At 69.3% G+C, this 20,739-nt stretch carries 17 protein-coding genes; 7 read left to right on the forward strand and 10 right to left on the reverse strand.

Annotated elements, in window-relative coordinates:
* The first annotated feature begins 214 nt into the window (after nucleotides 1-214).
* The 4 genes from AB0N02_RS13740 to AB0N02_RS13755 all read left to right on the forward strand — a co-directional run bounded on the left by AB0N02_RS13740 (nucleotide 215) and on the right by AB0N02_RS13755 (nucleotide 3,803).
* Nucleotides 215-1,372 carry a ScyD/ScyE family protein gene (locus AB0N02_RS13740; protein ID WP_363945678.1) on the forward strand — a complete coding sequence of 386 codons (1,158 nt, stop codon included), beginning with the start codon at nucleotides 215-217 and terminating at the stop codon, nucleotides 1,370-1,372.
* A 184-nt stretch (nucleotides 1,373-1,556) separates the two neighbouring features.
* Nucleotides 1,557-2,147: a DUF4126 domain-containing protein gene (locus tag AB0N02_RS13745; RefSeq protein ID WP_363945680.1), complete on the forward strand. Its 591-nt coding sequence runs from the start codon at nucleotides 1,557-1,559 to the stop codon at nucleotides 2,145-2,147.
* Nucleotides 2,148-2,267: 120 nt separating this feature from the next.
* The gene (locus AB0N02_RS13750; RefSeq protein ID WP_363945681.1) at nucleotides 2,268-2,882 is read left to right on the forward strand and encodes a hypothetical protein; all 615 of its coding nucleotides are present in this window, start codon (nucleotides 2,268-2,270) and stop codon (nucleotides 2,880-2,882) included.
* 342 nt (nucleotides 2,883-3,224) lie between these two features.
* A complete protein-coding gene (locus AB0N02_RS13755) occupies nucleotides 3,225-3,803 on the forward strand; it encodes a Uma2 family endonuclease (RefSeq protein WP_363945682.1) in 579 nt (192 codons plus the stop codon).
* Between the two features lie 258 nt (nucleotides 3,804-4,061).
* Here the strand turns inward: AB0N02_RS13755 and uvrB are convergent, their stop codons facing one another.
* Complete coding sequence (gene uvrB, locus AB0N02_RS13760) at nucleotides 4,062-6,173, reverse strand: excinuclease ABC subunit UvrB (protein WP_363945683.1); 2,112 nt, start codon at nucleotides 6,171-6,173, stop codon at nucleotides 4,062-4,064.
* Nucleotides 6,174-6,396: 223 nt separating this feature from the next.
* Between uvrB and AB0N02_RS13765 the strand changes: the two genes are divergently transcribed.
* The 3 genes from AB0N02_RS13765 to AB0N02_RS13775 are packed head-to-tail and all read left to right on the forward strand — an operon-like array spanning nucleotide 6,397 to nucleotide 10,035.
* Entirely contained in the window at nucleotides 6,397-7,986 is a 1,590-nt protein-coding gene (locus AB0N02_RS13765) for an SPFH domain-containing protein (RefSeq protein ID WP_363945684.1), read from the forward strand.
* 1 nt (nucleotide 7,987) lies between these two features.
* Nucleotides 7,988-9,235 carry an SPFH domain-containing protein gene (locus tag AB0N02_RS13770; RefSeq protein ID WP_363945685.1) on the forward strand — a complete coding sequence of 416 codons (1,248 nt, stop codon included), beginning with the start codon at nucleotides 7,988-7,990 and terminating at the stop codon, nucleotides 9,233-9,235.
* Nucleotides 9,236-9,261: 26 nt separating this feature from the next.
* On the forward strand, nucleotides 9,262-10,035 hold the full coding sequence (locus AB0N02_RS13775) for a sporulation protein (RefSeq protein WP_363945687.1): 774 nt from the start codon (nucleotides 9,262-9,264) through the stop codon (nucleotides 10,033-10,035).
* A 183-nt stretch (nucleotides 10,036-10,218) separates the two neighbouring features.
* Here the strand turns inward: AB0N02_RS13775 and AB0N02_RS13780 are convergent, their stop codons facing one another.
* From AB0N02_RS13780 to polA, 9 genes are all read right to left on the reverse strand, one after another.
* Nucleotides 10,219-10,500 (reverse strand): class I SAM-dependent methyltransferase, encoded by a 282-nt coding sequence (locus AB0N02_RS13780; RefSeq protein WP_363945925.1) that lies wholly within the window; start codon nucleotides 10,498-10,500, stop codon nucleotides 10,219-10,221.
* A gap of 26 nt (nucleotides 10,501-10,526) precedes the next feature.
* Nucleotides 10,527-11,747 (reverse strand): RNA-guided endonuclease TnpB family protein, encoded by a 1,221-nt coding sequence (locus AB0N02_RS13785; RefSeq protein WP_363945688.1) that lies wholly within the window; start codon nucleotides 11,745-11,747, stop codon nucleotides 10,527-10,529.
* Nucleotides 11,748-11,899: 152 nt separating this feature from the next.
* On the reverse strand, nucleotides 11,900-12,166 hold the full coding sequence (locus tag AB0N02_RS13790) for a hypothetical protein (RefSeq protein ID WP_363945690.1): 267 nt from the start codon (nucleotides 12,164-12,166) through the stop codon (nucleotides 11,900-11,902).
* A gap of 9 nt (nucleotides 12,167-12,175) precedes the next feature.
* On the reverse strand, nucleotides 12,176-13,114 hold the full coding sequence (locus AB0N02_RS13795) for a PIG-L family deacetylase (protein ID WP_363945692.1): 939 nt from the start codon (nucleotides 13,112-13,114) through the stop codon (nucleotides 12,176-12,178).
* A 362-nt stretch (nucleotides 13,115-13,476) separates the two neighbouring features.
* On the reverse strand, nucleotides 13,477-14,076 hold the full coding sequence (coaE, locus tag AB0N02_RS13800) for a dephospho-CoA kinase (protein WP_363945694.1): 600 nt from the start codon (nucleotides 14,074-14,076) through the stop codon (nucleotides 13,477-13,479).
* A gap of 125 nt (nucleotides 14,077-14,201) precedes the next feature.
* On the reverse strand, nucleotides 14,202-14,657 hold the full coding sequence (locus AB0N02_RS13805) for a GNAT family N-acetyltransferase (RefSeq protein WP_363945695.1): 456 nt from the start codon (nucleotides 14,655-14,657) through the stop codon (nucleotides 14,202-14,204).
* A 298-nt stretch (nucleotides 14,658-14,955) separates the two neighbouring features.
* Complete coding sequence (rpsA, locus tag AB0N02_RS13810; RefSeq protein WP_363945697.1) at nucleotides 14,956-16,440, reverse strand: 30S ribosomal protein S1; 1,485 nt, start codon at nucleotides 16,438-16,440, stop codon at nucleotides 14,956-14,958.
* A gap of 235 nt (nucleotides 16,441-16,675) precedes the next feature.
* A complete protein-coding gene (locus tag AB0N02_RS13815; RefSeq protein WP_363945699.1) occupies nucleotides 16,676-17,827 on the reverse strand; it encodes a polysaccharide deacetylase family protein in 1,152 nt (383 codons plus the stop codon).
* A gap of 141 nt (nucleotides 17,828-17,968) precedes the next feature.
* A complete protein-coding gene (gene polA / locus AB0N02_RS13820; RefSeq protein ID WP_363945700.1) occupies nucleotides 17,969-20,683 on the reverse strand; it encodes a DNA polymerase I in 2,715 nt (904 codons plus the stop codon).
* Between the last annotated feature and the right edge of the window lie 56 nt (nucleotides 20,684-20,739).

The raw sequence follows: 20,739 nt of genomic DNA on the forward strand, positions 1-20,739 counted from the left end.
TTCCGCCCCCGGCCCCGGACGGGCTCGACGCAGGTGATCCGGTCGGCCCGTCGTCCGCCTGGGGACGGACGCGCGGTCACCCGCTGGACGGAAATCGTCGCCGACCAGGGTGGATTGCGAACGTTTTCCCTTGTGAGGGGCCAAGTCCCGCTCATACCTTTCCCATGTTCGCTTCCGCCGACGGATACGGCGGGAGGTTGTGGAGGGGATTACGTTGAGCGGAGTTCGTATCGGTCGCCGGTTGCTCGCGGCTGCCACGGGAGGAGTCGCGGTGCTGGCCGTGGCGGCGGGTCCGGCCGCGACGGCGCACGCCGACGCCGAGGGGCCCACGGTCGTCGCCAAGGGGCTCGACAGCCCGCGCGGGCTGTCCTTCGGTCCCGACGGCACGCTGTACATCGCCGAGTCGGGCCACGGCGGCAAGATCAAGTGCGCCACGCCTCCCGCGCAGAACGGTGAGAAGGCGGAGAAGATGTGCCTGGGCCTCACCGGCCGGATCAGCACACTCAAGGACGGCAAGACCAAGGTGCTGATCGACGGCCTGCCCTCGGCCGCCAGCGGCCCGTTCGCACTCGGTCCGCACGACGTGGCGCGCAATGACAAGGGCGACCTGCTGGTGACCATCGGCTTCTCCGGCGACACCGCCTTCCGCGCCAAACTCGGCCCCAAGGCCCGCACCCTGGGCACGCTGCTGACGCTCTCCAAGAACGGCAGGCGGATCTCGATCGCCGACCTGGTCGCGTACGAGACCAAGCACAACCCCGACCGCAAGGACAAGGGCAGTGCCGTCGACTCCTACCCGTTCGGGGTCGCCCCGCTGCCCGGTGGCGGCGCGCTGGTCGCGGACACCGGAGGCAACTCCGTGCTGCGGGTGAGCAAGAAGGGCAAGGTCAGCACCGAGGCGGTCTTCCACGCCAGGTCCGTCGCCGCCCCGCCGGCGCTCAAGATGCCCAAGGGCAGCAAGATCCCGATGCAGTCGGTGCCCATGGGCATCACCCGAGGTCCGGACGGCGCCTACTACGTCGCCGAGCACGGCGGCTTCCCCAACCCTGAGGGCTTCGCCCGGGTGTTCCGTCTCAAGAACGGCAAGGTCACCACCGCGGCGAGCGGCTTCACCACGGTCGCCGACGTGGCCTTCGACGCCAAGGGCAGGCTGATCGTCCTCGGCTCGGTGGGACCGCTTCCCGCGGAGGGCATGAGCAAGAGCACCGTCTACCGGGTCGAGAGCGACGGCACCCGCACCGAGCTTCTCAAGCCCGGCACGCTGACCACCCCGCTCGGCGTGGCCGTGGGCCCCGACGGCGCCGTCTACGTGGCCGACAAGGCCATGGCGCCCGGAAAGGGGGAGGTGCTCCGGGTCCCCGTCCCGGAGTAACCCCCCGGGGAACGACGAGGGGCGCACCGTGTTGCGGAGTGCGCCCCTCGTTTTTTCATGTCCGGCGACTCGTATCTCCAGAAAAACGCCTTCGCGAGACCACATCGCGGAATCGACGCGGCATGGTGGGATCCATCGGCGACGGGAAACCGTTGGAGAAGGGGCGAGACACAACGGAGGTGCGATGCTCGCGGCACTGACAGGCCTGGGACTCTCCACCGCGGCGGGGCTGAACGCCTACATCCCCCTGCTCGTCGTCGGGGTGCTGGCCAACCTCACCGACCAGATACGGCTGCCGCAGGAGTTCGCCTGGCTGTCCAACGGCTGGGTGCTCGTCATCATCGGCGTGCTGCTGCTCGCGGAGATCGTGCTCGACAAGGTCCCGGTGGTCGACAGCGTCAACGACATGATCCAGACCGTCGTCCGCCCCGCCTCGGGCGGCGTGGTCTTCAGCGCCACCGAGGCGGCCGCCCGCCTCGACGGTTCGAGCTGGATGAGCCACAACCCCTGGGTCGGCTGGGTGCTGGGCATCGGCATCGCGCTGGCCGTACACCTGATGAAGACGACCGCCAGGCCCGTGGTCAACGCGACGACGGCCGGGATCGGCGCCCCCGTGGTCAGCACCATGGAGGACGCGGGGGCGCTCGGGATGAGCCTGATCGCGATCTTCCTCCCGCTCCTGGTCGTGGTCGCGGTGGCCGCGCTGGCGCTGTTCGCCTGGTGGGCCCTCCGCAGAGTACGGCGCCGCCGCGCGCTCCGGCGAAGTCCGGCCTGACCGGCGCCCGCGCCCGCCGAGGCGGCGTCCGCCCCGTCCGGCGGGTACTCTCCGACCGGCGGCCCGCGCCCCCCGGGCACGCGGGCTATGCTCAAAACACCCTGTTTTTCCCGTCGGGAGGTGGTTCCGATCGGCACTTTCCTCACCATCGTGCTGGTGATCCTGCTGTTCTTCCTCCTCGCGGGCGCCGCGGGCATCTATCTCCTGGTCAAGGTCGGTAAGAAGGCCACGAAGAAGGCGCGCAAGGTGACCGACAGGGTGGCCTCCCACGTCGCGGCGATGAACCCCGGTGAGGCCGGCGAGACCGAACGCATGCGCCTCGACCTGCGCCGGGAGGTCTCCCTGACCCGGCAGGCCGTCGACCAGGCGCTGCGCGACGGATGGGGGCTGGGCGACCTGCCCCAGCTGATGGCCGAGATCGGCGCGCACGCCGAGCAACTGGACGGCCATCTCACCCTCTACGCCCAGCACAGCCGGATCTCCGCCTACGTCGACCACGCCTCCCTGCACCGGCTGCGCGAGCACCACTCCAAGCTGACCACGTCGTGCGCCCGGATCCGCGCCGACCTTCTCAACGACCAGATGACGCATTCGGCGACCGGGATCGCCGACATCCAGAACCGGACCGACCTGGAGATCGAGGCGCGCCGCCGCGCCCCGGACCCGCTGGACGAGATCGACGAGCTCTACAAGCGCACGACGGTTCACCGCTCACACCGCGACGACCTCCGCTGAACCGCCCCCGGCTCCCCGCCGCACCGACACCGGCAGCGGCAGCATAGAAAATCCCGGACGCCTCGGCACGGACACGCCGGTCGCCACACCGGCCTCCCCCGAAACCACCGTCACTCCCCTCGGCCGCCCCGGCGCCCCAGGGAACTCCGGAGGCGGTCCGGGCAGCCGCCACCGTATCGGCTCCGGTTCCGCCCACGGTTCCCGGCACGCGGCCGTCCATCGCGGGGTCCGGCGGATGCAGCCCATCGAAAAATCCATCTCCGCACACGGATCGACTACGGAAAGTGGCAAGATGGTCATGCCATGTGAGCACCGGAACGTGTTTCCGAAGGAGGTCTCCTGATGAGCACCGCGCTTCCCGAGTGGTTCTATCCGGGACCGCCCGGCGGGTGGACCGCCGACATGCTCGATCATCTCCCCGCCGACGCGCCCAGGCACGTCGAGCTGATCGACGGGTCACTTGTCATGATGTCGCCGCAGACGGCGTTCCATATGTTCGTCCTGAGACGGTTCGAACAGCAACTGCTTCCCCCCGCCCACCTCGCCGTCGTCCGGGAGATGACGGTGACCCTCGGACTCAGGCAACGGCCCGAACCCGACATCATGCTGGTGAACAGCTCCGCCCTGGTGAACATGAAGACGACGTCCTTCAAACCCGAGGATGTGCACCTGGCGGTCGAAGTGGTGTCCGCCGAATCCCTCGACAGAGACCGCACCACCAAGCCGATCAAATACTCGAACGCAGGAATCAAACATTTCTGGCGTGTCGAGCAGGAGGACTCACGGCCCGTCGTCTACACCTTCGAGCTGGAGCCCTCCGTCAAGGCCTACGTCCCCACCGGCATCCACCGGAACCGCCTGTGGACGAACATCGGCTTCGACGTCGACATCGACCTCGATCTGGGCGCGTTCATCCGCTGACCGCCCCTTCCCCGAAAGCACGACCGAGCGGGCAGGCGCACACCCCGCCCGTACGGTCGCCCTCGCCCGTCCCGTGATCGAGCTTCCGCTCCGCCCGTACCGCGATCGGGAGCAGGTCGCGTTCACCGGATCACGCGGACCGTCGGCGCGGAGAACGGTGAACGCTGATCGGCGGGGAGAGCCGGACCGGAGAAGACGACTTCCCCGGCTGAGCGTCCCATGACACCCCCGGCGGGACTTCCGCCGGGGGCATCGCGCTCAGGAGACTCCGGCCTCGCGCATGTCGCGGACCTCCCGCTTGAGCTCCTTGATCTCGTCGCGCAGCCGGGCGGCCACCTCGAACTGGAGGTCGGCGGCGGCCTGGTGCATCTGCTCGGTGAGCGACTCGACCAGCGCCTCCAGCTGGGCTCTGGGCATCTCCCCCGCGATCGCCTTGGCGTGCTGGCCGACCTGCTTGACCGCGAACCCGGGAACCGGGGCCTTGCCGCGTGACTGCTGGCGGCCGCTGCCGCCGAGGAGCTGGGCGGTGTCGGCGTCCTCGCGGGTGAGCGAGTCGAGGATGTCGGCGATCTTCTTGCGGAGCGGCTGGGGGTCGATGCCGTTGGCCTCGTTGTAGGCCGTCTGCTTGGCCCGCCGCCGGTTGGTCTCCTCGATCGCCCGCTCCATGGAGGGGGTGATCCGGTCGGCGTACATGTGCACCTGACCGGAGACGTTGCGGGCCGCGCGGCCGATGGTCTGGATCAGCGAGGTCTCCGAGCGCAGGAAGCCCTCCTTGTCGGCGTCGAGGATGGCGACCAGCGACACCTCGGGCAGGTCCAGGCCCTCACGGAGCAGGTTGATGCCGACCAGGACGTCGAACTCGCCCATCCGCAGCTCGCGCAGGAGCTCGATGCGGCGCAGCGTGTCGACCTCGCTGTGGAGGTATCGGACCCGGATGCCCAGCTCCAGGAGATAGTCGGTGAGGTCCTCCGACATCTTCTTGGTCAGCGTGGTGACCAGGACCCGCTCGTCCTTCTCGGTCCGGGTCCTGATCTCGTGGACCAGGTCGTCGATCTGGGACTTCGTGGGCTTGACGATCACCTCGGGGTCGACCAGGCCGGTCGGCCGGATCACCTGCTCGACGACGTCGCCCCCCGAGCGGCCCAGCTCGTAGGAGCCGGGGGTGGCCGACAGGTAGACGGTCTGGCCGATCCGCTCCAGGAACTCCTCCCACTTCAGCGGGCGGTTGTCCAGGGCCGAGGGCAGGCGGAAGCCGTGGTCGACGAGCGTGCGCTTGCGGGAGGCGTCTCCTTCGTACATCGCGCCGATCTGCGGGACCGTCTGGTGCGACTCGTCCAGAACCAGCAGGAAGTCTTCGGGGAAGTAGTCGAGCAGGGTGTTGGGCGCGCTTCCCGGGGCACGGCCGTCCATGTGGCGGGAGTAGTTCTCGATGCCGGAGCAGGTGCCGATCTGGCGCATCATCTCAAGGTCGTAGGTGGTGCGCATGCGCAGCCGCTGGGCCTCGAGCAGCTTGCCCTGCCGCTCCATCGTCTGCAGGCTCTCGGCGAGCTCGGCCTCGATGCCCCGGATGGCCTTCTCCATCCGCTCGGCGCCCGCGACGTAGTGGGATGCCGGGAAGATGTAGAGCTCCTCGTCCTCCGAGATCACCTCACCGGTCAGCGGGTGCATGGTGGCGAGCTTCTCGATCTCGTCGCCGAACATCTCGATCCGCACGGCGAGCTCTTCGTACTTCGGGATGATCTCGATCGTGTCGCCGCGCACCCGGAAGGTGCCCCGGGTGAAGGCCAGGTCGTTGCGGGTGTACTGCATGTCGACCAGGCGGCGCAGCAGCGTGTCGCGCTCGATCTCCTGGCCGACCTTCAGCGCGACCATTCGGTCGACGTATTCCTGGGGGGTGCCCAGGCCGTAGATGCACGAGACCGACGCGACCACGACCGTGTCACGGCGGGTCAGCAGCGAGTTGGTCGCCGAGTGGCGCAGCCGCTCGACCTCCTCGTTGATCGAGGAGTCCTTCTCGATGTAGGTGTCACTCTGCGGGACGTATGCCTCGGGCTGGTAGTAGTCGTAATAGGAGACGAAGTATTCGACCGCGTTGTTGGGCAGCATCTCGCGCAGCTCGTTGGCGAACTGGGCGGCGAGCGTCTTGTTGGGCTGGATGACCAGGGTCGGCCGCTGCAGTCGCTCGATCAGCCACGCGACCGTGGCCGTCTTGCCCGTGCCCGTCGCGCCCAGCAGGACGTTGTCCTTGTCACCCGCCTTCACACGGCGCTCGAGCTCGGCGATCGCGGTCGGCTGGTCGCCCGACGGGGTCATGGCGGTGACGACCTCGAAGGGGGCCACCTTGCGCTGCAAATCTGTTACCGGCCTCACCCTGACCACTGTAGGCGGCGCCACCGACATTCCCGCTCCCGATCGCCGGACCACCGCCCTCTTCGTTCTTCCTCACCCGCCACCCCCGTCACCCGCCCGTCAGCACGTCGTTCAACTGTCTGTCAAGCCGATCGCAAGCCACATGTCCTTTACTTTCACTCGTGCGTGCGGTCACCAAGCGTGATATACGGGGCTTTCGATAAACGGATCCACCGGAGGTGTGATGTCCCGGCCAAGAGAGGCCATCCAGTCGGCGATGGCGGCCGCCCAGGCATACAGCCAGGGGGCCGACCTACGCCAGGTCGCGGGGCAGGTCGCGGGCCAGATCGCCGGGCAGGTGTCCGGCCAGACGGCCGAGAAGGGGTTCGCGCTCAACCCCGGCGACTTCCTCGCCGCACGCGAGCAGGGCGCGTCCGTCGGCACGCTGATCGAGGCCCGGACCGCCTCGCTGAACGAGGCCGGAGAGATCGTCAGCCGCAGCTTCACCGGCAACGGCCAGAACGGCGAGACGGTTCATGTGATCTCGCCCGTGGTCATCCCCAAGGGCACCACGGCGCGGATCGTCCTCCCCCTGGTGGTGCTGGCGGCGCTGGGCCTGGTCGGCCTGGTCGCGACCGGCCTGCCCGAGGGCGCGCGGGTGCTCTTCGGCCCGCACTACTGGGCCGTGCTGGTGCTGGCCGCCGCGTTCCTGTGGTGGCGGCGGAGCGTGGTCATGGTGCCCGAGGGCTGCAAGGCGCTGATCACCAAGTTCGGCAAGCTCGTGCAGATCGCCGAGCCCGGCCGGGTGACGCTGCTGAACCCGTGGAAGCGGGTGAGCTACATCGTCAACACCACCCGCGAGTATCCCTTCAACGCGCCCATCCGCGAGGCCCCGACCCAGCAGGGCGTCAAGGCCAGCGTCGACCTGTTCCTGCAGTTCCGGATCGAGGACCCGGCCGAGTTCATCTTCGTCCTCGGCTCGGTCGGCGGTTTCCAGGCCAAACTGCAGAACGCGATCAGCGAGGTCACCCGCTCCCTCATCTACGCCCAGCGCGCCGAGGACATCTACGACCTGGTCGGGGAGAGCACCCTGGGCATGCTGGACAACCTCAACCAGCAGTTCCTGCCGGCCGTACGGCTCACCGACGTGAACATCACCCACGCCGAGCCGTCCAGCCAGGAGTATCGGATGGACCTGGCCGCCCCGGAGATGATCAGGGTCGCCAAGGAGGCCTACACCTACGGGTACGAGCTCCAGCTGCGCAAGGAGCAGAACGAGGGCGACCTGGTCAAGGAGCTCGCCGGGCTCCAGGAGCAGCTGTCGGCCATCCACGCCGAGATCGCCGGATACCAGGCGCGGATGGACACGGCGCTGGAACGCGCCTCCCACCAGGCCAAGGCCCAGGCGAGCCAGCGGCTGGTCGAGGCGGAGTCGACCGCCAGGGCCAACGCGGCCCTGCTGGAGGCCCAGGCACTCGACATCCGGGCGCTGAGCGCCGCCGAGGCGCCGGAGATCCTGGAGTACCGCTTCCAGCAGGACCTGCTCGACAAGCTGGAGGCCGTGGCCTCCCACCTGCCCCGTGTGGTGCAGGTCGGCGAGACGACGGACGTCGACCTGCTCACCCTGGCCACGCAGCTCGTCGGCGGCCGCGAGACGCAGCTGTTCTCCGAGGCGGACATGGCGGCGATCAGGGCGCGGATCGCCGAGATCGGCCTGCGCGTCGAGGGCCGGGAGGCCGAGATCGCCGCCCTGCTCAACCCGGCCGCGGAGGTTTCGGCGGTCACGGGAGCCACCGCACAGCCCGTCGTGCCCACCGCGCAGGAAGACATCTGAGATGAGCCGAGAGTTCTCCAAGATCAAGGAATCCCTGGCCTCCTGGTCGGAGATCCGCCAGCTGCTGCGCGGCGGCGAGTCCGGGCAGCTCGTCCCGGTCGTCATCCCCAAGGACCGCCGGGGCTTCACCTGGGTCGCGCTGCTGTTCCTGTCGCTCTATCTCACCGGCACGGCCCTGCTGGGCGGCGGGATCCTCTCCGCCCTGGCGGCCGCGGGGGCGCTGCTGTCCCTGCTCACGGCGCTGGTCTGGCTGTGGCGCCGGGCCATCGTCGAGATCGAGGAGGGGACGACCGGCGTGCGCAGCCGGTGGGGCGCGATCACCGGCATCCTGTCCCCCGGACGCCACTACCTGTGGCTGCCGTGGGACCGGGTGGACGCGGTGGTGGACACCTCGACCGAGATCCCCTACTCCGCCCCGATCGCGGCCTGCCCGACCGCGGAGAACGTGCCGCTGAAGTCGATCGAGTTCTTCCTGAAGTTCCGCATCGTCGACCCGGTCGCCTTCGTCAGGACGATCGGCGCGGGCAACTTCGACCTCGTGCTCAGCAGTGCCGTACAGGACGCCATCCGCCAGCGCAGCCGCAGGGTCAACACCGAGCGGGCCTACGACCTGCGCGGCTCCGACGTGGGTGACATGCAGGAGCTGCTGACCCGCCAGCTCGGCCGCTACGGCGTGCGCATCACCGGCGCCAACATCCCCGACGTCCAGCTGCCCGACCAGTACCAGCAGCACCTGGCCACCCGTGAGAAGGTCGCCAAGGAGCTGTCGGCCTTCGAGCGCGAGTGGGAGCTGACCCGCAAGCGGCGGATCGACACCCTGCTGATGGAGATCGAGCGTGCCAAGAAGACGAGGGACGCCCGCATCGTCGAGGTCAGGGCCGCCGCCAACACCGCGCGCAAGGACGTCGCCCGCATGCTGGAGGAGCACGAGACCGAGGCGCAGCGGGTGCGCTGGGAGATCGAGGCCAAGGGCCGCGCCGAGCTCACCTCCGCGGAGAACGAGGCCAGGGGCCTGCGCAGGCTGGCCGACTCCTACCGTGACAACCGCGCCGTGCTCCAGTACGAACTGGCCCGCCGCCGTCTCGACGTGGGTGCCAGACTGGCGGAGAACGCGCCCCGTCCCGTCGTCGTGCGCACCGGCGGCGCGTCCGGTGAGGCCTCCCCCCTGTCGACCATGCTCCTCGCCCACCTCCTGCCGCAGCTCAGCGCCGGGAACGGCCAGGTCAGACCGCCCGTTGAACCCAACTGAAACCTTTCCAACCCGGGAGTCCCCCTATGGTGTTCCGTAAACTCATGGCCGCCTTCGGCGCCGGTGTCGAGGTCGACACGGTGCTGCAGAACTCCAACGTCCGCCCCGGCGAGATCCTGCGCGGGCAGGTCAACTTCCGCGGCGGCGGCTCCGACTACAGGGTCGAGGGCATCTTCATCGACTTCACCGCGGTCGTCGAGGTCGAGAGCGGCGACAACGAGTACAAGTCGACCTACAGCTTCCTGCGCAGGCAGATCACCGGCCCGTTCCACCTCGCGGCGGGCGCCCCGCAGTCGGCCCCCTTCGAGATCCCCGTCCCGTGGGAGACCCCGATCAGCGCCATCGGCGGTCACCCGCTGCGCGGCATGCAGCTGGGCGTGGCCACCGAGCTGTCCCTGGCGGGCGCGCTGGACAAGGGCGACCTCGACCCGCTGTTCGTCAACCCGCTGCCCGCCCAGGACCACGTGCTGGGCGCGCTGGACCACATGGGCTTCCGCTTCAAGAAGGCCGACCTGGAGCGCGGCACCCTGCACGGCTCGCAGATGCCGTTCTTCCAGGAGATCGAGTACTACGCGGGCCACGAGTACGCCCGGCACTTCAACGAGCTGGAACTGACCTTCATCTCGGGCCCGCAGGCGATGGACGTCGTCCTGGAGGCCGACAAGCGCGGCGGCTTCCTGAGCTCCAGCCACGACACCTACAACCGGTTCACGGTCCGCTACAACGACCACCCGGGCCAGGTGGAGCAGTCGCTGCGCGCCGCTCTCCAAGCGATGGCCCAGCGCCGCGGCTGGTTCTGACCGCCCCCGCCGTACGGCTGCGCCCCGGTCGTCGCCACCCGCCGACCGGGGCGGCCCCTCGTTCCCCACGCCCCCCGGGCCCGCCACTCCCCACCGTGACGCCCCACCGTGACGTCCCACTGCGACGCCCCGCTCCGACGTCTGCCGTGACGCACTGCCGCACATGGCCGCGGGGTTCGCGGCCTATCCGGCCCGGTGGGCGACGGTGAGCATGTGGCCGCTCACCCCCAGCAGTGCGGGTACCGATTCGAGGGCACGCCGGGCCTCGCTCAGCGCGCGGATCCGGTCGGCGTGTTCGGCCAGGTGGTACAGCGGCCCCAGAAGCAGGACGGCGTCCGCCCCCGCGTCCCGCACGGGAAGCGCCCTGGCGTCGCCGGGCCGGGCGGTCACCCCGGCCAGTTCGCCGGCGCGCTCCACGTGGGCGGGGACCGGGTCGAAGAGCCCGACCTCTTGACGTCCTCCCAGCCCCGAAGGGCGGGGATTCTCCCCTGCTACACCGCCAGCGTGGCAGGCAGCTTGGAGGGGGTTCCTGCTTCACCGGGCCGCGCCGGGGCAGGCCCCGGTCTTACCGTCCCTCCACGGGCGTTTAGCCTGTCCGCCCGTCCGGCGGCCAGGATGTTCTTCGCCGCGTTCACGTCCCGGTCGTGGACGGCCCCGCAGAGGCAACTCCACGATCGGACGCTCAACGGCAGCGACGCGGTGACCGTCCCGCAGGCCGAGCACAGCTTCGACGATGGAAAGAAGCGGTCCACCCTGGCGAAGGTGCGGCCGTACCGGGCGGCCTTGTACTCCAGCATCGCGGTGAACTGCGACCACCCGGCGTCGTGCACGCTCCGGGCCAGGCTGGTGCGGCCCAGGCCGGACACGCACAGGTTCTCCACGTACACCGCTTGGTTGTCGCGGATGATGCTCGTGGAGAGCTTGTGGGCGTGGTCCCGGCGCGTGTCGGCCACCTGGGCGTGCGCCCGGGCGACCCTCACCACGGCCTTCCTGCGATTGTTCGACCCCTTCGCCTTACGAGACAGCGACCGCTGCGCCTTGCGCAGCTTCTTGGCCGCCCGGCGCAGGAACCGCGGATTGTCGATCTTGCGGCCGTCGGAGGTGACCGCGAAATGCGTCAGCCCCAGATCGACGCCGATCTCGCCGATCGTCTCAGGCAGCGGCGCGTCGGTGGTCTCGACCACGAAGGAGGCGAAGTACCGCCCGGCCGCGTCCTTGATCACCGTCACGCTGGAAGGCTCGGACGGCAGGGGACGGGACCAGCGGACCGGCACCTCCCCGATCTTCGGCAGCCGCAGCCTTCCGCCCGCTGTGATCGCGAAGCGGGCGTTGCGGGTGAAGCGGATCGCCTGCCGGGCATCCTTGCGGGACCGGAACCGGGGAGCGGCGATCTTCGGCCCCTTGCGCCTGCCGGTGATCGAGGCGAAGAAGTTGCGGTAGGCGGCGTTCAGGTCGGCCAGCGCCTGCTGCAGCACCACGGCCGACACCTCGCCCAGCCAGGCGCGCTCCGGCGTCGTCTTGGCCCGGGTGATGACCCGCTTGGACAACTCCCCGTCCGACAGGTACGGCAACCCCCGCTCGCGAGCCTCGACCCGGGCGCGAAGGGCGTCGTTGAACACCGTCCGCGCACACCCGAACGCCCGCGCCAGCGCCTGACACTGACCCGGCGTCGGATAGATCGGATAGAGACGGACGTTGTACCGCAACTGCACACCATGACTCTAACGCTGGGTCACGGCTGGATCACGGAGACGCCGAAACCGGCAGGCATGGCGCTTTTGTCCTGCACGCCCGTTTGGTCTTCGTCACCGGACATCGGCATCGGGTGTTCACCGGCCCCCTCCGGAAAGCCGTCCGGCCCGGATCACGCCCGGGTCCGATGGCCCTCTCGCGGGCCTTCACCCCCGGCCTGAAGGCAGGAGCACTGGCCCGCATTCAGGTAGCCGTCGGCCGCCAGCCACTCGGCGTGTACCCCGGTCCCGCCGCCCACGTCCAGCACCCGGGCGGGAGCCTCCGGCAGCACCCTGCGCAGCACGTCCTGGGTCCGCCAGAATTCCAGCCTGCCCCGGCCCCGGCGGAGCCGGTCGTGCTCACCGCCCCGCTCGTAGTAGGCGAGGAGTTCTCGCGTCACGGCCATGGCTCATGATCTCGCGATCAGCTGATTCGAAGCCATGGATTTATCCGGCCAGCGGCGATACATCCGCTCGATCCAGGCGTCGTAGCGGTAGCCGGAGCCCGCCCGGTAGTCATGCTGCCGGTAGATGGCGAAAGCCTTGCGTTTGACCTCGCGCTCCGCGGGTCCCAGGTTGGGCGGGAGGGGCTGGATCGTGTATCCCCGGTAGGCGATCACCTCGACGTCCGCGGATACGGCCGCGGCCTCGGCCGCGAACCGGGCGGCGGCGACGTGGTCGGGATGGTCCGGGCCGGCCGGTGGCGGGGCCGGGTCGAGGATGTGCAGCACGGTCGGCCGGAAGGTGCGCATCAGCGTGCGCAGCATGTCCAGCACGTCGTCGTGTGACAGGCAGGCGTCACGGCGTAGGAAGGCGTGCACGCAGGCCCGGCCCGTGCTGTCGGCCCACAGCCGGGTCAGCGCACCGCGTCCGCCGTCCGCCCGGGGGTCGCCTCCGTCGGGCAGCCCGGCGAAGATCAGCTGGACGCGCGGCGCGTCGGTCAGGGTGTCCACCTCGACCGGTATCCGGCCCGCGACCATCAGTTTGCGCCGCCACCGGTCGCGGGCCCCGGCGACCCAGGCGTAGGCGGCTCTGATGCCCCGCTGCCGGTCGATGGCGTAACCCCTCGGCGGGTGGTCGTCGCGCATCCCCGCGACCGACTCTCCCGCCGTGAGGTAGACCGTGACGGTGCTCGCGCCGCGGGCGATCAGCTTCAGCAGGTCGGGGCTCATGAACAGCAGATCGTCGTCGGGATGGGCGGCCACCTGGAGGTACAGCCCCGCGGGAACCCCGCCCGCCAGCAGTGTCCCGGGGCCGGGAATGCGGGCCAGTGGCAGCACCAGCGGAAGAACGACGGTCGCGATGGTCGCCACAGCCACGACCGCGCCCATGCTTCGCACGCCTCGCATGCCGACCCCCGCCGATGTCGAGATTTACCTCGACAGTAGATGGCGGGATTGCCCGATCAAACGACTGATCGGATGATCTTTAGCAGGGTGAGGTCATCCGCGAGGCGGATAGCGGAATACGACCATCGTCCCCCTGCCGTGCCCGGCGGAGCCATGACGGCGGCCCCCACCGGGCCTCTCTCCGACCCCCACGGTCCCGGATCCGCCTCGCCAGACTCTGTGCCCCTCCCGAACACCCTTCGGAGGCCGAACCCCGCGAACCAGGTCCCACACACTGGATCCCGGACACCGGCGCCCGAAAACCGGGTCCCACTCCGGACCCCGGCATCGGATCTCAGAGACCGCGTTCCGGAGGCCGGATCTCAGGCACCGGCGCGGGCCACCAGCTCGGCCCAGACCTCCTCCACCCGGGTCTCCAGTTCCTCCAGGGAGCCCTCGTTCGGCACCACGATGTCGGCGATCTTCAGCCGGTCCTCGCGGCTCGCCTGCGCGGCGAGCCTGGCTCTGGCGTCCTGCTCGCTCATGCCCCGCAGCCGGACCAGCCGGTCGAGGCGCGTCTCGTCGGCCGCGTCGACGACCACGATCACGTCGTACATGGGGGCCAGGTTGTTCTCCGCGAGCAGCGGCACGTCGTAGACGACGATCGCGTCCTCGTCCGCCTGGCTCTGCAGTTCGGCGACCCGGGCCCCGACCAGCGGGTGCACGATGGCGTTGAGCGAGGCCAGTTTCTCGGAGTCGGTGAAGACGATCGAGCCGAGCCTCTCCCTGTTGAGCGAGCCGTCCTCGTGCAGCACTCCGCTCCCGAACAGCGCGACGATCCGCGCCAGTCCCCCGGTCCCGGGCTCGACCACCTCACGGGCGATCTTGTCCGCGTCGATCACCACGGCGCCCCTGGCCGTCAGCCGTCGCGACACCTCGCTCTTGCCGGAACCGATCCCGCCGGTAAGGCCCACTTTCAACATGATCCGCAGCATACGCGGTACGGCTCACCGCCCAAGGCCCCGGATCGGAGGTCACCTCGTTCTCCACCGCCCCCTCCCCGGTGCGGGCGTCCACGATCCCGCCCGTACCGCGGTCCCGGCCCCGGCTACACCTGTCTGCGCATGTGGACCAGGGTCAGGTGATCGCTCATCCGCTCCCTGTGGGTCTCCCGATAGCCGTGACGCCGGTACAGACGCAGGTTGCCCTCCGACAGGTGTCCGGTGAACAGGTCGAACGCCAGGGCGGAGGCCATCTCGTCGTGCAGGGCCGCCAGCAGCGCGCCGCCGGTCCCCCTGCCCTGCGCGTCCGGCGCGACCACCAGGCGGCCGACCAGGCAGGTGGTGCCGGACATGCGGCCCCGGACCGCGCCGACGACGCGCGTCCCCTCGCGGGCAAGGAGCACGGCACCCGTCTCCACCGCCTTGCGGACCTGCCCCGCCGACTCCACCAGCGGCGGGATGAACGGGTCTCCGTAGAGCTGCGCCTCGCTCACGTAGGCGGCCCGCTGCACGGTCAGGATCTCGCCCGCGTCCTCGGGCTCCGCCCATTCGATCACCGCCACGCCGTAACCCTAACGCGTGAACGCCGCGCCTACGACGCGTGGCCGCGTGAACCGAGAACGAGACGGACCGGGTCCGAAGGACGCCGGACCGCCGGGCACCGAGGGCACCGAGGGCACTGCCCCGTGGACCCGGACGCGAGACCGGACACGGAAGGCGTGAGCCAGACACACGACGATAAAAACCCGGCACAGGATCGGCAAGGGACCGTGAAAAAACCGGCATGCGACCACGAAAAAGGGCCCCGCCGGAGCGGGGCCCTTTTCTGGATCTCAGATCGCCACATTCACCGCCGAAGCGTCAGCTCTGGCCTCCGGCCAGCTTCTCACGCAGGGCCGCCAGCGCCTCGTCCGAGGCGAGGGCGCCACCCGCCGGAGCGGAGGAGCCGCTGGAGCTGGACGTCGCGGTCTCACCGGAGTAGGAGGTGGGAGCCGCCTCGCCGGCCTCGGCCTCGGCCTTGCGGGCCTCCTCGACCTGCTTCTTGTGCGCCTCGAAGCGGGTCTGGGCCTCGGCGTACTGCCGCTCCCACTCCTCGCGCTGGCGGTCGAAGCCCTCGAGCCACTCGCCGGTCTCGGAGTCGAAGCCCTCGGGGTAGATGTAGTTGCCCGACTCGTCGTAGGTCGCCGCCATGCCGTACAGCGTGGGGTCGAACTCGACGTCGGCGCCCATCGCACCCTCGTTCGCCTGCTTGAGCGACAGCGAGATCCGGCGACGGTCGAGGTCGATGTCGATGATCTTCACGAAGATCTCGTCGCCGACCTGGACGACCTGCTCGGGGATCTCGACGTGGCGCTCGGCCAGCTCGGAGATGTGGACCAGGCCCTCGATGCCCTCCTCGACGCGGACGAACGCACCGAACGGCACCAGCTTGGTGACGCGACCCGGGACGACCTGACCGATCTGGTGGGTGCGGGCGAACTGCTGCCAGGGGTCCTCCTGCGTCGCCTTGAGCGACAGCGAGACCCGCTCGCGCTCCATGTCGACGTCGAGAACCTCGACGGTGACCTCCTGGCCGACCTCGACGACCTCGGAGGGGTGGTCGATGTGCTTCCAGGACAGCTCGGAGACGTGAACCAGTCCGTCGACGCCGCCGAGGTCCACGAACGCACCGAAGTTGACGATCGAGGAGACGACGCCCTTGCGGACCTGACCCTTCTGCAGGGTGTTGAGGAACGTCTGGCGAACCTCGGACTGGGTCTGCTCGAGCCAGGCGCGACGGGAGAGAACCACGTTGTTGCGGTTCTTGTCGAGCTCTATGATCTTGGCCTCGAGCTCACGGCCCACGTAGGGCTGCAGGTCGCGGACACGGCGCATCTCGACCAGCGACGCCGGCAGGAAGCCGCGCAGGCCGATGTCGAGGATGAGACCGCCCTTGACGACCTCGATGACGGTGCCGGTGACGATGCCGTCCTCGTCCTTGATCTTCTCGATCGTGCCCCAGGCGCGCTCGTACTGGGCGCGCTTCTTGGACAGGATGAGGCGACCTTCCTTGTCCTCCTTCTGGAGAACCAGGGCCTCGACGTGCTCGCCAACCTCGACGACGTCCGCCGGGTCGACATCGTGCTTGATCGAGAGCTCACGCGAGGGGATGACGCCCTCGGTCTTGTAGCCGATGTCGAGCAAAACTTCGTCTCGATCGACCTTGACGACGGTGCCCTCGACGATGTCGCCGTCGTTGAAGTACTTGATGGTCAGGTCGATCGCTGCGAGGAACTCTTCCTCGGAGCCGATGTCGTTGACCGCTACCTGCGGGGTGCTCGAGGTGGCCTCAGTGCTGCTCGTCATGTGTGGAATTGCTCCGAACGCGGACAGATGTCGATGTGGCGAACACGCAGCAGGCCCCTTATCGTCCAGCCGGAGCGACCACATCAGGAAGCGATTACACCGGCTTGATCGAGCGCGAGCCCACTCCGTCCGAGACACACGCGAGCCCACAGCGCAGCGATCAGCATATGAGACCAGACGAGCCTGGTCAATCCGGTAGCGCGACACGCCGACGTAAGGCTGCAGATCAACTTCCTCAGTAGGCGTTGATCCGCTGCCTCCACTGGGCGCTGATAGTACCGCGAAGTGCCTGCGGAACGGAGATACGTTCGGGATCTCCGTCCGCCGTGTATCGCCGGCCCGGATGCTTGTTCAGCCACTCCAGCCAGTACTGCGAGCACCATTTGCGGCACTCGCCCTTCTTGCCGTTGCTCTGGATCCGCTGGATGGCCCGCCAGTCGTAATCCTTGGTAAAAGGCGAGACCGACGACTGGGCGCCCGCCAGGAAGACGCCCTTGAACGCGAAGCGGTCGCCGTCCCACTTGCCGCTCTGCACGGTGGACCTCTTGCGCGGCATCGCGCCGAAGGGCAGCGCGAGCGTCTCGGAAGGGCCCGCGCCGAACTTCGTCAGCAGCCGCTCGACCCTGACGATCTGCTCGGCGACCTTCTTCTTCGACAGGCCCGGCAGGTAGGGGTGGTCCCAGGTGTGGTTGGCCACCTCGAAGCCGTGCGAGGTCAGCCACCGCACGGCGTTCTCCTGGTCCCGCTCGGCGCGCAGCCCGAACGGCTGCCGGTTGACCCAGAAGGTGGCGACCGGGCGGAAGTCCGGATACCTCTTCGCCACGTCGTAGATGATCCCGACGGCGGTGTCCTTGGCTGGCATGCCGGCGCCGTCCAGCGCGAAGTGGCTCGGATGACCGTCGTCGAAGGTCAGCACCACCGGGTGCTTGCCCGCGGGGATGTCGATCCTGCCGGTGACGAACTCGCGCGCGGTGATCGGCACGTAACCGTCCCGGGCCAGTCTCTCCAGCTCCTGGCGCACCTGGGCGGGGGTGCGGTCGATGGAGGCCAGCCTCTTCTTCATGATCCGGTGGTACATCAGCACCGGGACCAGTCCCGCCTCGTTCGCCTTGACCTGGCGCGCGAACTCCGGGGAGGCCACGACCGGCGGCGGCAGGTCGGCCGAGGGCAGGGCCACCGGGGACGGCGAAGCCGACGGCGACCCCGGGGACGGGGACGAGGTCGGCGAGGCCGATGGGGAGAGCGGTGGCGGGGACGGTGGCGCCGCACCCCCGGCGGGGGGCACCTGCGCCGTCCCCGCCAGCAGGGCGGAGGTCGGTGGTGCGGCACCGGGGCGCACCAGAAGCACCGTCACCGCGGTGATCACAACCACCACGTTGGTAAGCATGATGACCTGCGTGAGTGGGGCCGAGCTCCGCACAAAACTCCCGTATCCATCGAGATATCCGCTGGATTACCAACCCTAGAACAGACTTGGGCAGGCCGGGCAATCAACCAGTTGCCGATTCGATGACCCCTCGGTGACCCCTCAGTGACCGGCGTCCTCCCACGTACGGCCGACGCCCACGGACACCTCAAGCGGGACCCGCAGCGAGTGGGCGGCGTTCATCCGGTCGACGACCAGCTCACGCAGGGTCTCCAGCTCTCCCGGCGCCACCTCGAAGACGAGTTCGTCGTGGACCTGCAGGAGCATCCGGGAACCCAGCGCCGCCTCCTTGAGCGCGCCCTGCACGTTGAGCATGGCGACCTTGATGATGTCGGCCGCCGACCCCTGGATCGGCGCGTTGAGCGCCATCCGCTCGGCCATCTCGCGGCGCTGGCGGTTGTCGCTGTTGAGGTCGGGCAGGTAGCGGCGGCGGCCCATGATGGTCTCGGTGTAACCGTCCTGCCGGGCCTGCGTGACGATGGCGTTGAGGAAGTCGCGGACCCCGCCGAACTCCTCGAAGTATTCCTCCTTGAGCGCCCTGGCCTCCTGCACGGGGATGCCGAGCTGCCCCGAGAGCCCGAAGTCGGACAGGCCGTAGGCCAGGCCGTAGTTCATCGCCTTGATCTTGGCCCGCATCTCCCCGGTGACCTGACCGGGCTCGATGTCGAAGACCCGGGCGGCGGTGGCCTGGTGGAAGTCGTGCCCCGACTCGAAGGCCGCGATGAGCGACGCGTCTCCGGACAGGTGCGCCATGATCCGCAGCTCGATCTGGCTGTAGTCGGCGGTCAGCAGGGTCTCGTAACCCGGGCCGACCACGAAGCCCTGCCGGATCCGGCGGCCCTCGGCGGTGCGGATCGGGATGTTCTGCAGGTTGGGCTTCTCCGAGCTGAGCCGCCCGGTGGCCGCCACGATCTGGTTGAACGTGGTGTGGATGCGCCCGTCGTCGCCGACCTCCTTGATCAGCCCCTCGACCGTGGTGCGCAGCTTGGCCTGGTCACGGTGCCTGAGCATGATGACCGGCAGCTCGTGCTCGGTCTGCGCGGCCAGCCAGGCCAGCGCGTCGGCGTCGGTGGTGTAGCCGGTCTTGGTCTTCTTGGTCTTGGGCAGCCCGAGCCTGACGAACAGGATCTCCTGCAGCTGCTTGGGCGAGCCCAGGTTGAACTGCTCCCCGACGGCGGCGTGCGCCGCCTCGACCGCCTGCTTCACCGCGGCGCCGAACTCGGCCTCGAGGCCGCTGAGGTATTCGGCGTCCACGGCGATCCCGGCCCGCTCCATCTCGGCCAGGACGGTCACCAGCGGCAGCTCGACGTCGCCCATCAGGTGGGTGCCGCCGCGCGGCTCCAGGAAGGCCTCCAGGGCGTCGGCCAGCTCCCGCACCGCCATCGCCCGCAGCCCGAGGTCGCGGGCGACGTCGGTCTCCTCGTCGTCGAAGAGGCTTGCCTGGCCGCCGGTCTCCGCCTCGCCGCGCAGCTCCCGCTGGAGGTAGACCCGGACGAGGTCCTCCAGCGGGAAGGAACGCTGCCCCGGCATCGCCAGGTAGGCCGCCAGCGCGGTGTCGCAGGTCAGGCCGCGCAGGTCCATCCCCTGCGCCCACAGCGCCAGCATCGGCCCCTTGGCGTCGTGCACCGCCTTGGCCCTGGAGGCGTCGCACAGCCACTCGCGCAGTGCCGCCTCGTCGGCCTCGGTCAGCGTGGCCGGGTCGACGAAGGCGGCTCCGCCCCCGCCGTCCGTGCCCGCACCGGCGTCCGGCGCGGCGATCGCGATGCTGTCGATCCGGCCCGTGCCGCTGCCGTAGGCGCCCCTGAAGGCGAGACCGGCCCGGCCCTCGGGCAGGCTCCGCAGCCACGGGCCCACCTCGTCGGGGCCGAGCACGACGGCCTCGACCTCGAAGCCCTCCCCCGTCTCCGGCTCGGCCGAGGCGAGCGTCTTGAACAGCCGGTCGCGCAGCTCGCCCCTGAACTCCAGCGTGTCGAGGATCTTGTCGATCTCGTGGCGCTCGCTCTGGCCGATCGTCAGCGCGGAGATCTCCTGCTCCAGCGGGACGTCACGGGTGAGCTGGGTGAGACGGCGGTTCATCAGCACCTGGCCGAGGTGGTCGCGCAGCTTGTCCCCGACCTTGCCCTTGACCTCGCCGACCCGGTTGACCAGCTCCTCCAGCGAGCCGAACTCGCGGATCCACTTGGCCGCCGTCTTCTCCCCGACGCCCGGGATGTTCTTGAGGTTGTCGCTGCTGTCGCCCCTGATGGCCGCGAAGTCGGGGTACTGGGCGGGGGTGAGCTCGTACTTCTCCATCACCTCCGCGGGGGTGAACCTGGTCATGTTGCTGATGCCGACCCTGGTCATCAGCACCGTGACGTTCTCGTCGACAAGCTGCAGCGCGTCGCGGTCGCCGGTGACGACCAGCACGTCCATGCCCTGGGCTGCGGCGCGGGTGGCGAGCGTGGCGATCAGGTCGTCGGCCTCGTAGCCCGCCAGCGACAGGTGCGGGACGCGCAGGACGTCGAGCATCTCGTGGATCAGGCTCATCTGGCTGCGGAAGCTGTCGGGACTCGCGCTGCGGTTGGCCTTGTACTCGGGGTACTCCTCGTGCCGGAACGTCGGCTCGGACCGGTCGAAGCAGACCGCCACGTGCGTGGGCCGCTCGTCACGGAGCACGTTGACCAGCATCGAGGTGAACCCGAAGACCGCGTTTGTCGTCTGACCCGTCGTCGTGGAGAAGTTCTCCTCGGGCAGGGCGTAGAAAGCCCGGTAGGCCAAGGAGTGGCCGTCCAGCAGGAGCAGGCACGGACGCGAGGGGGTCGCTTCGTTCTTCGGCACAACGGAAGCCTAGTCTCCTGGTGCGACAGAAAAGCTGGTACCGCACGAGTAGGAGA

This window comes from Streptosporangium sp. NPDC051022 (genome assembly GCF_040683035.1).
GTDB lineage: Bacteria > Actinomycetota > Actinomycetes > Streptosporangiales > Streptosporangiaceae > Streptosporangium.

Coding starts and splice junctions, on each gene's coding strand:
- AB0N02_RS13745 (WP_363945680.1), top strand. CDS start 1,557: ATGCTCGCGGCACTGACAGGCCTGGGACTCTCCACCGCGGCGGGGCTG.
- AB0N02_RS13775 (WP_363945687.1), top strand. CDS start 9,262: ATGGTGTTCCGTAAACTCATGGCCGCCTTCGGCGCCGGTGTCGAGGTC.
- coaE (WP_363945694.1), bottom strand. CDS start 14,076: ATGTTGAAAGTGGGCCTTACCGGCGGGATCGGTTCCGGCAAGAGCGAG.
- rpsA (WP_363945697.1), bottom strand. CDS start 16,440: ATGACGAGCAGCACTGAGGCCACCTCGAGCACCCCGCAGGTAGCGGTC.
- AB0N02_RS13770 (WP_363945685.1), top strand. CDS start 7,988: ATGAGCCGAGAGTTCTCCAAGATCAAGGAATCCCTGGCCTCCTGGTCG.
- AB0N02_RS13755 (WP_363945682.1), top strand. CDS start 3,225: ATGAGCACCGCGCTTCCCGAGTGGTTCTATCCGGGACCGCCCGGCGGG.
- AB0N02_RS13815 (WP_363945699.1), bottom strand. CDS start 17,827: ATGCTTACCAACGTGGTGGTTGTGATCACCGCGGTGACGGTGCTTCTG.
- AB0N02_RS13795 (WP_363945692.1), bottom strand. CDS start 13,114: ATGCGAGGCGTGCGAAGCATGGGCGCGGTCGTGGCTGTGGCGACCATC.
- AB0N02_RS13765 (WP_363945684.1), top strand. CDS start 6,397: ATGTCCCGGCCAAGAGAGGCCATCCAGTCGGCGATGGCGGCCGCCCAG.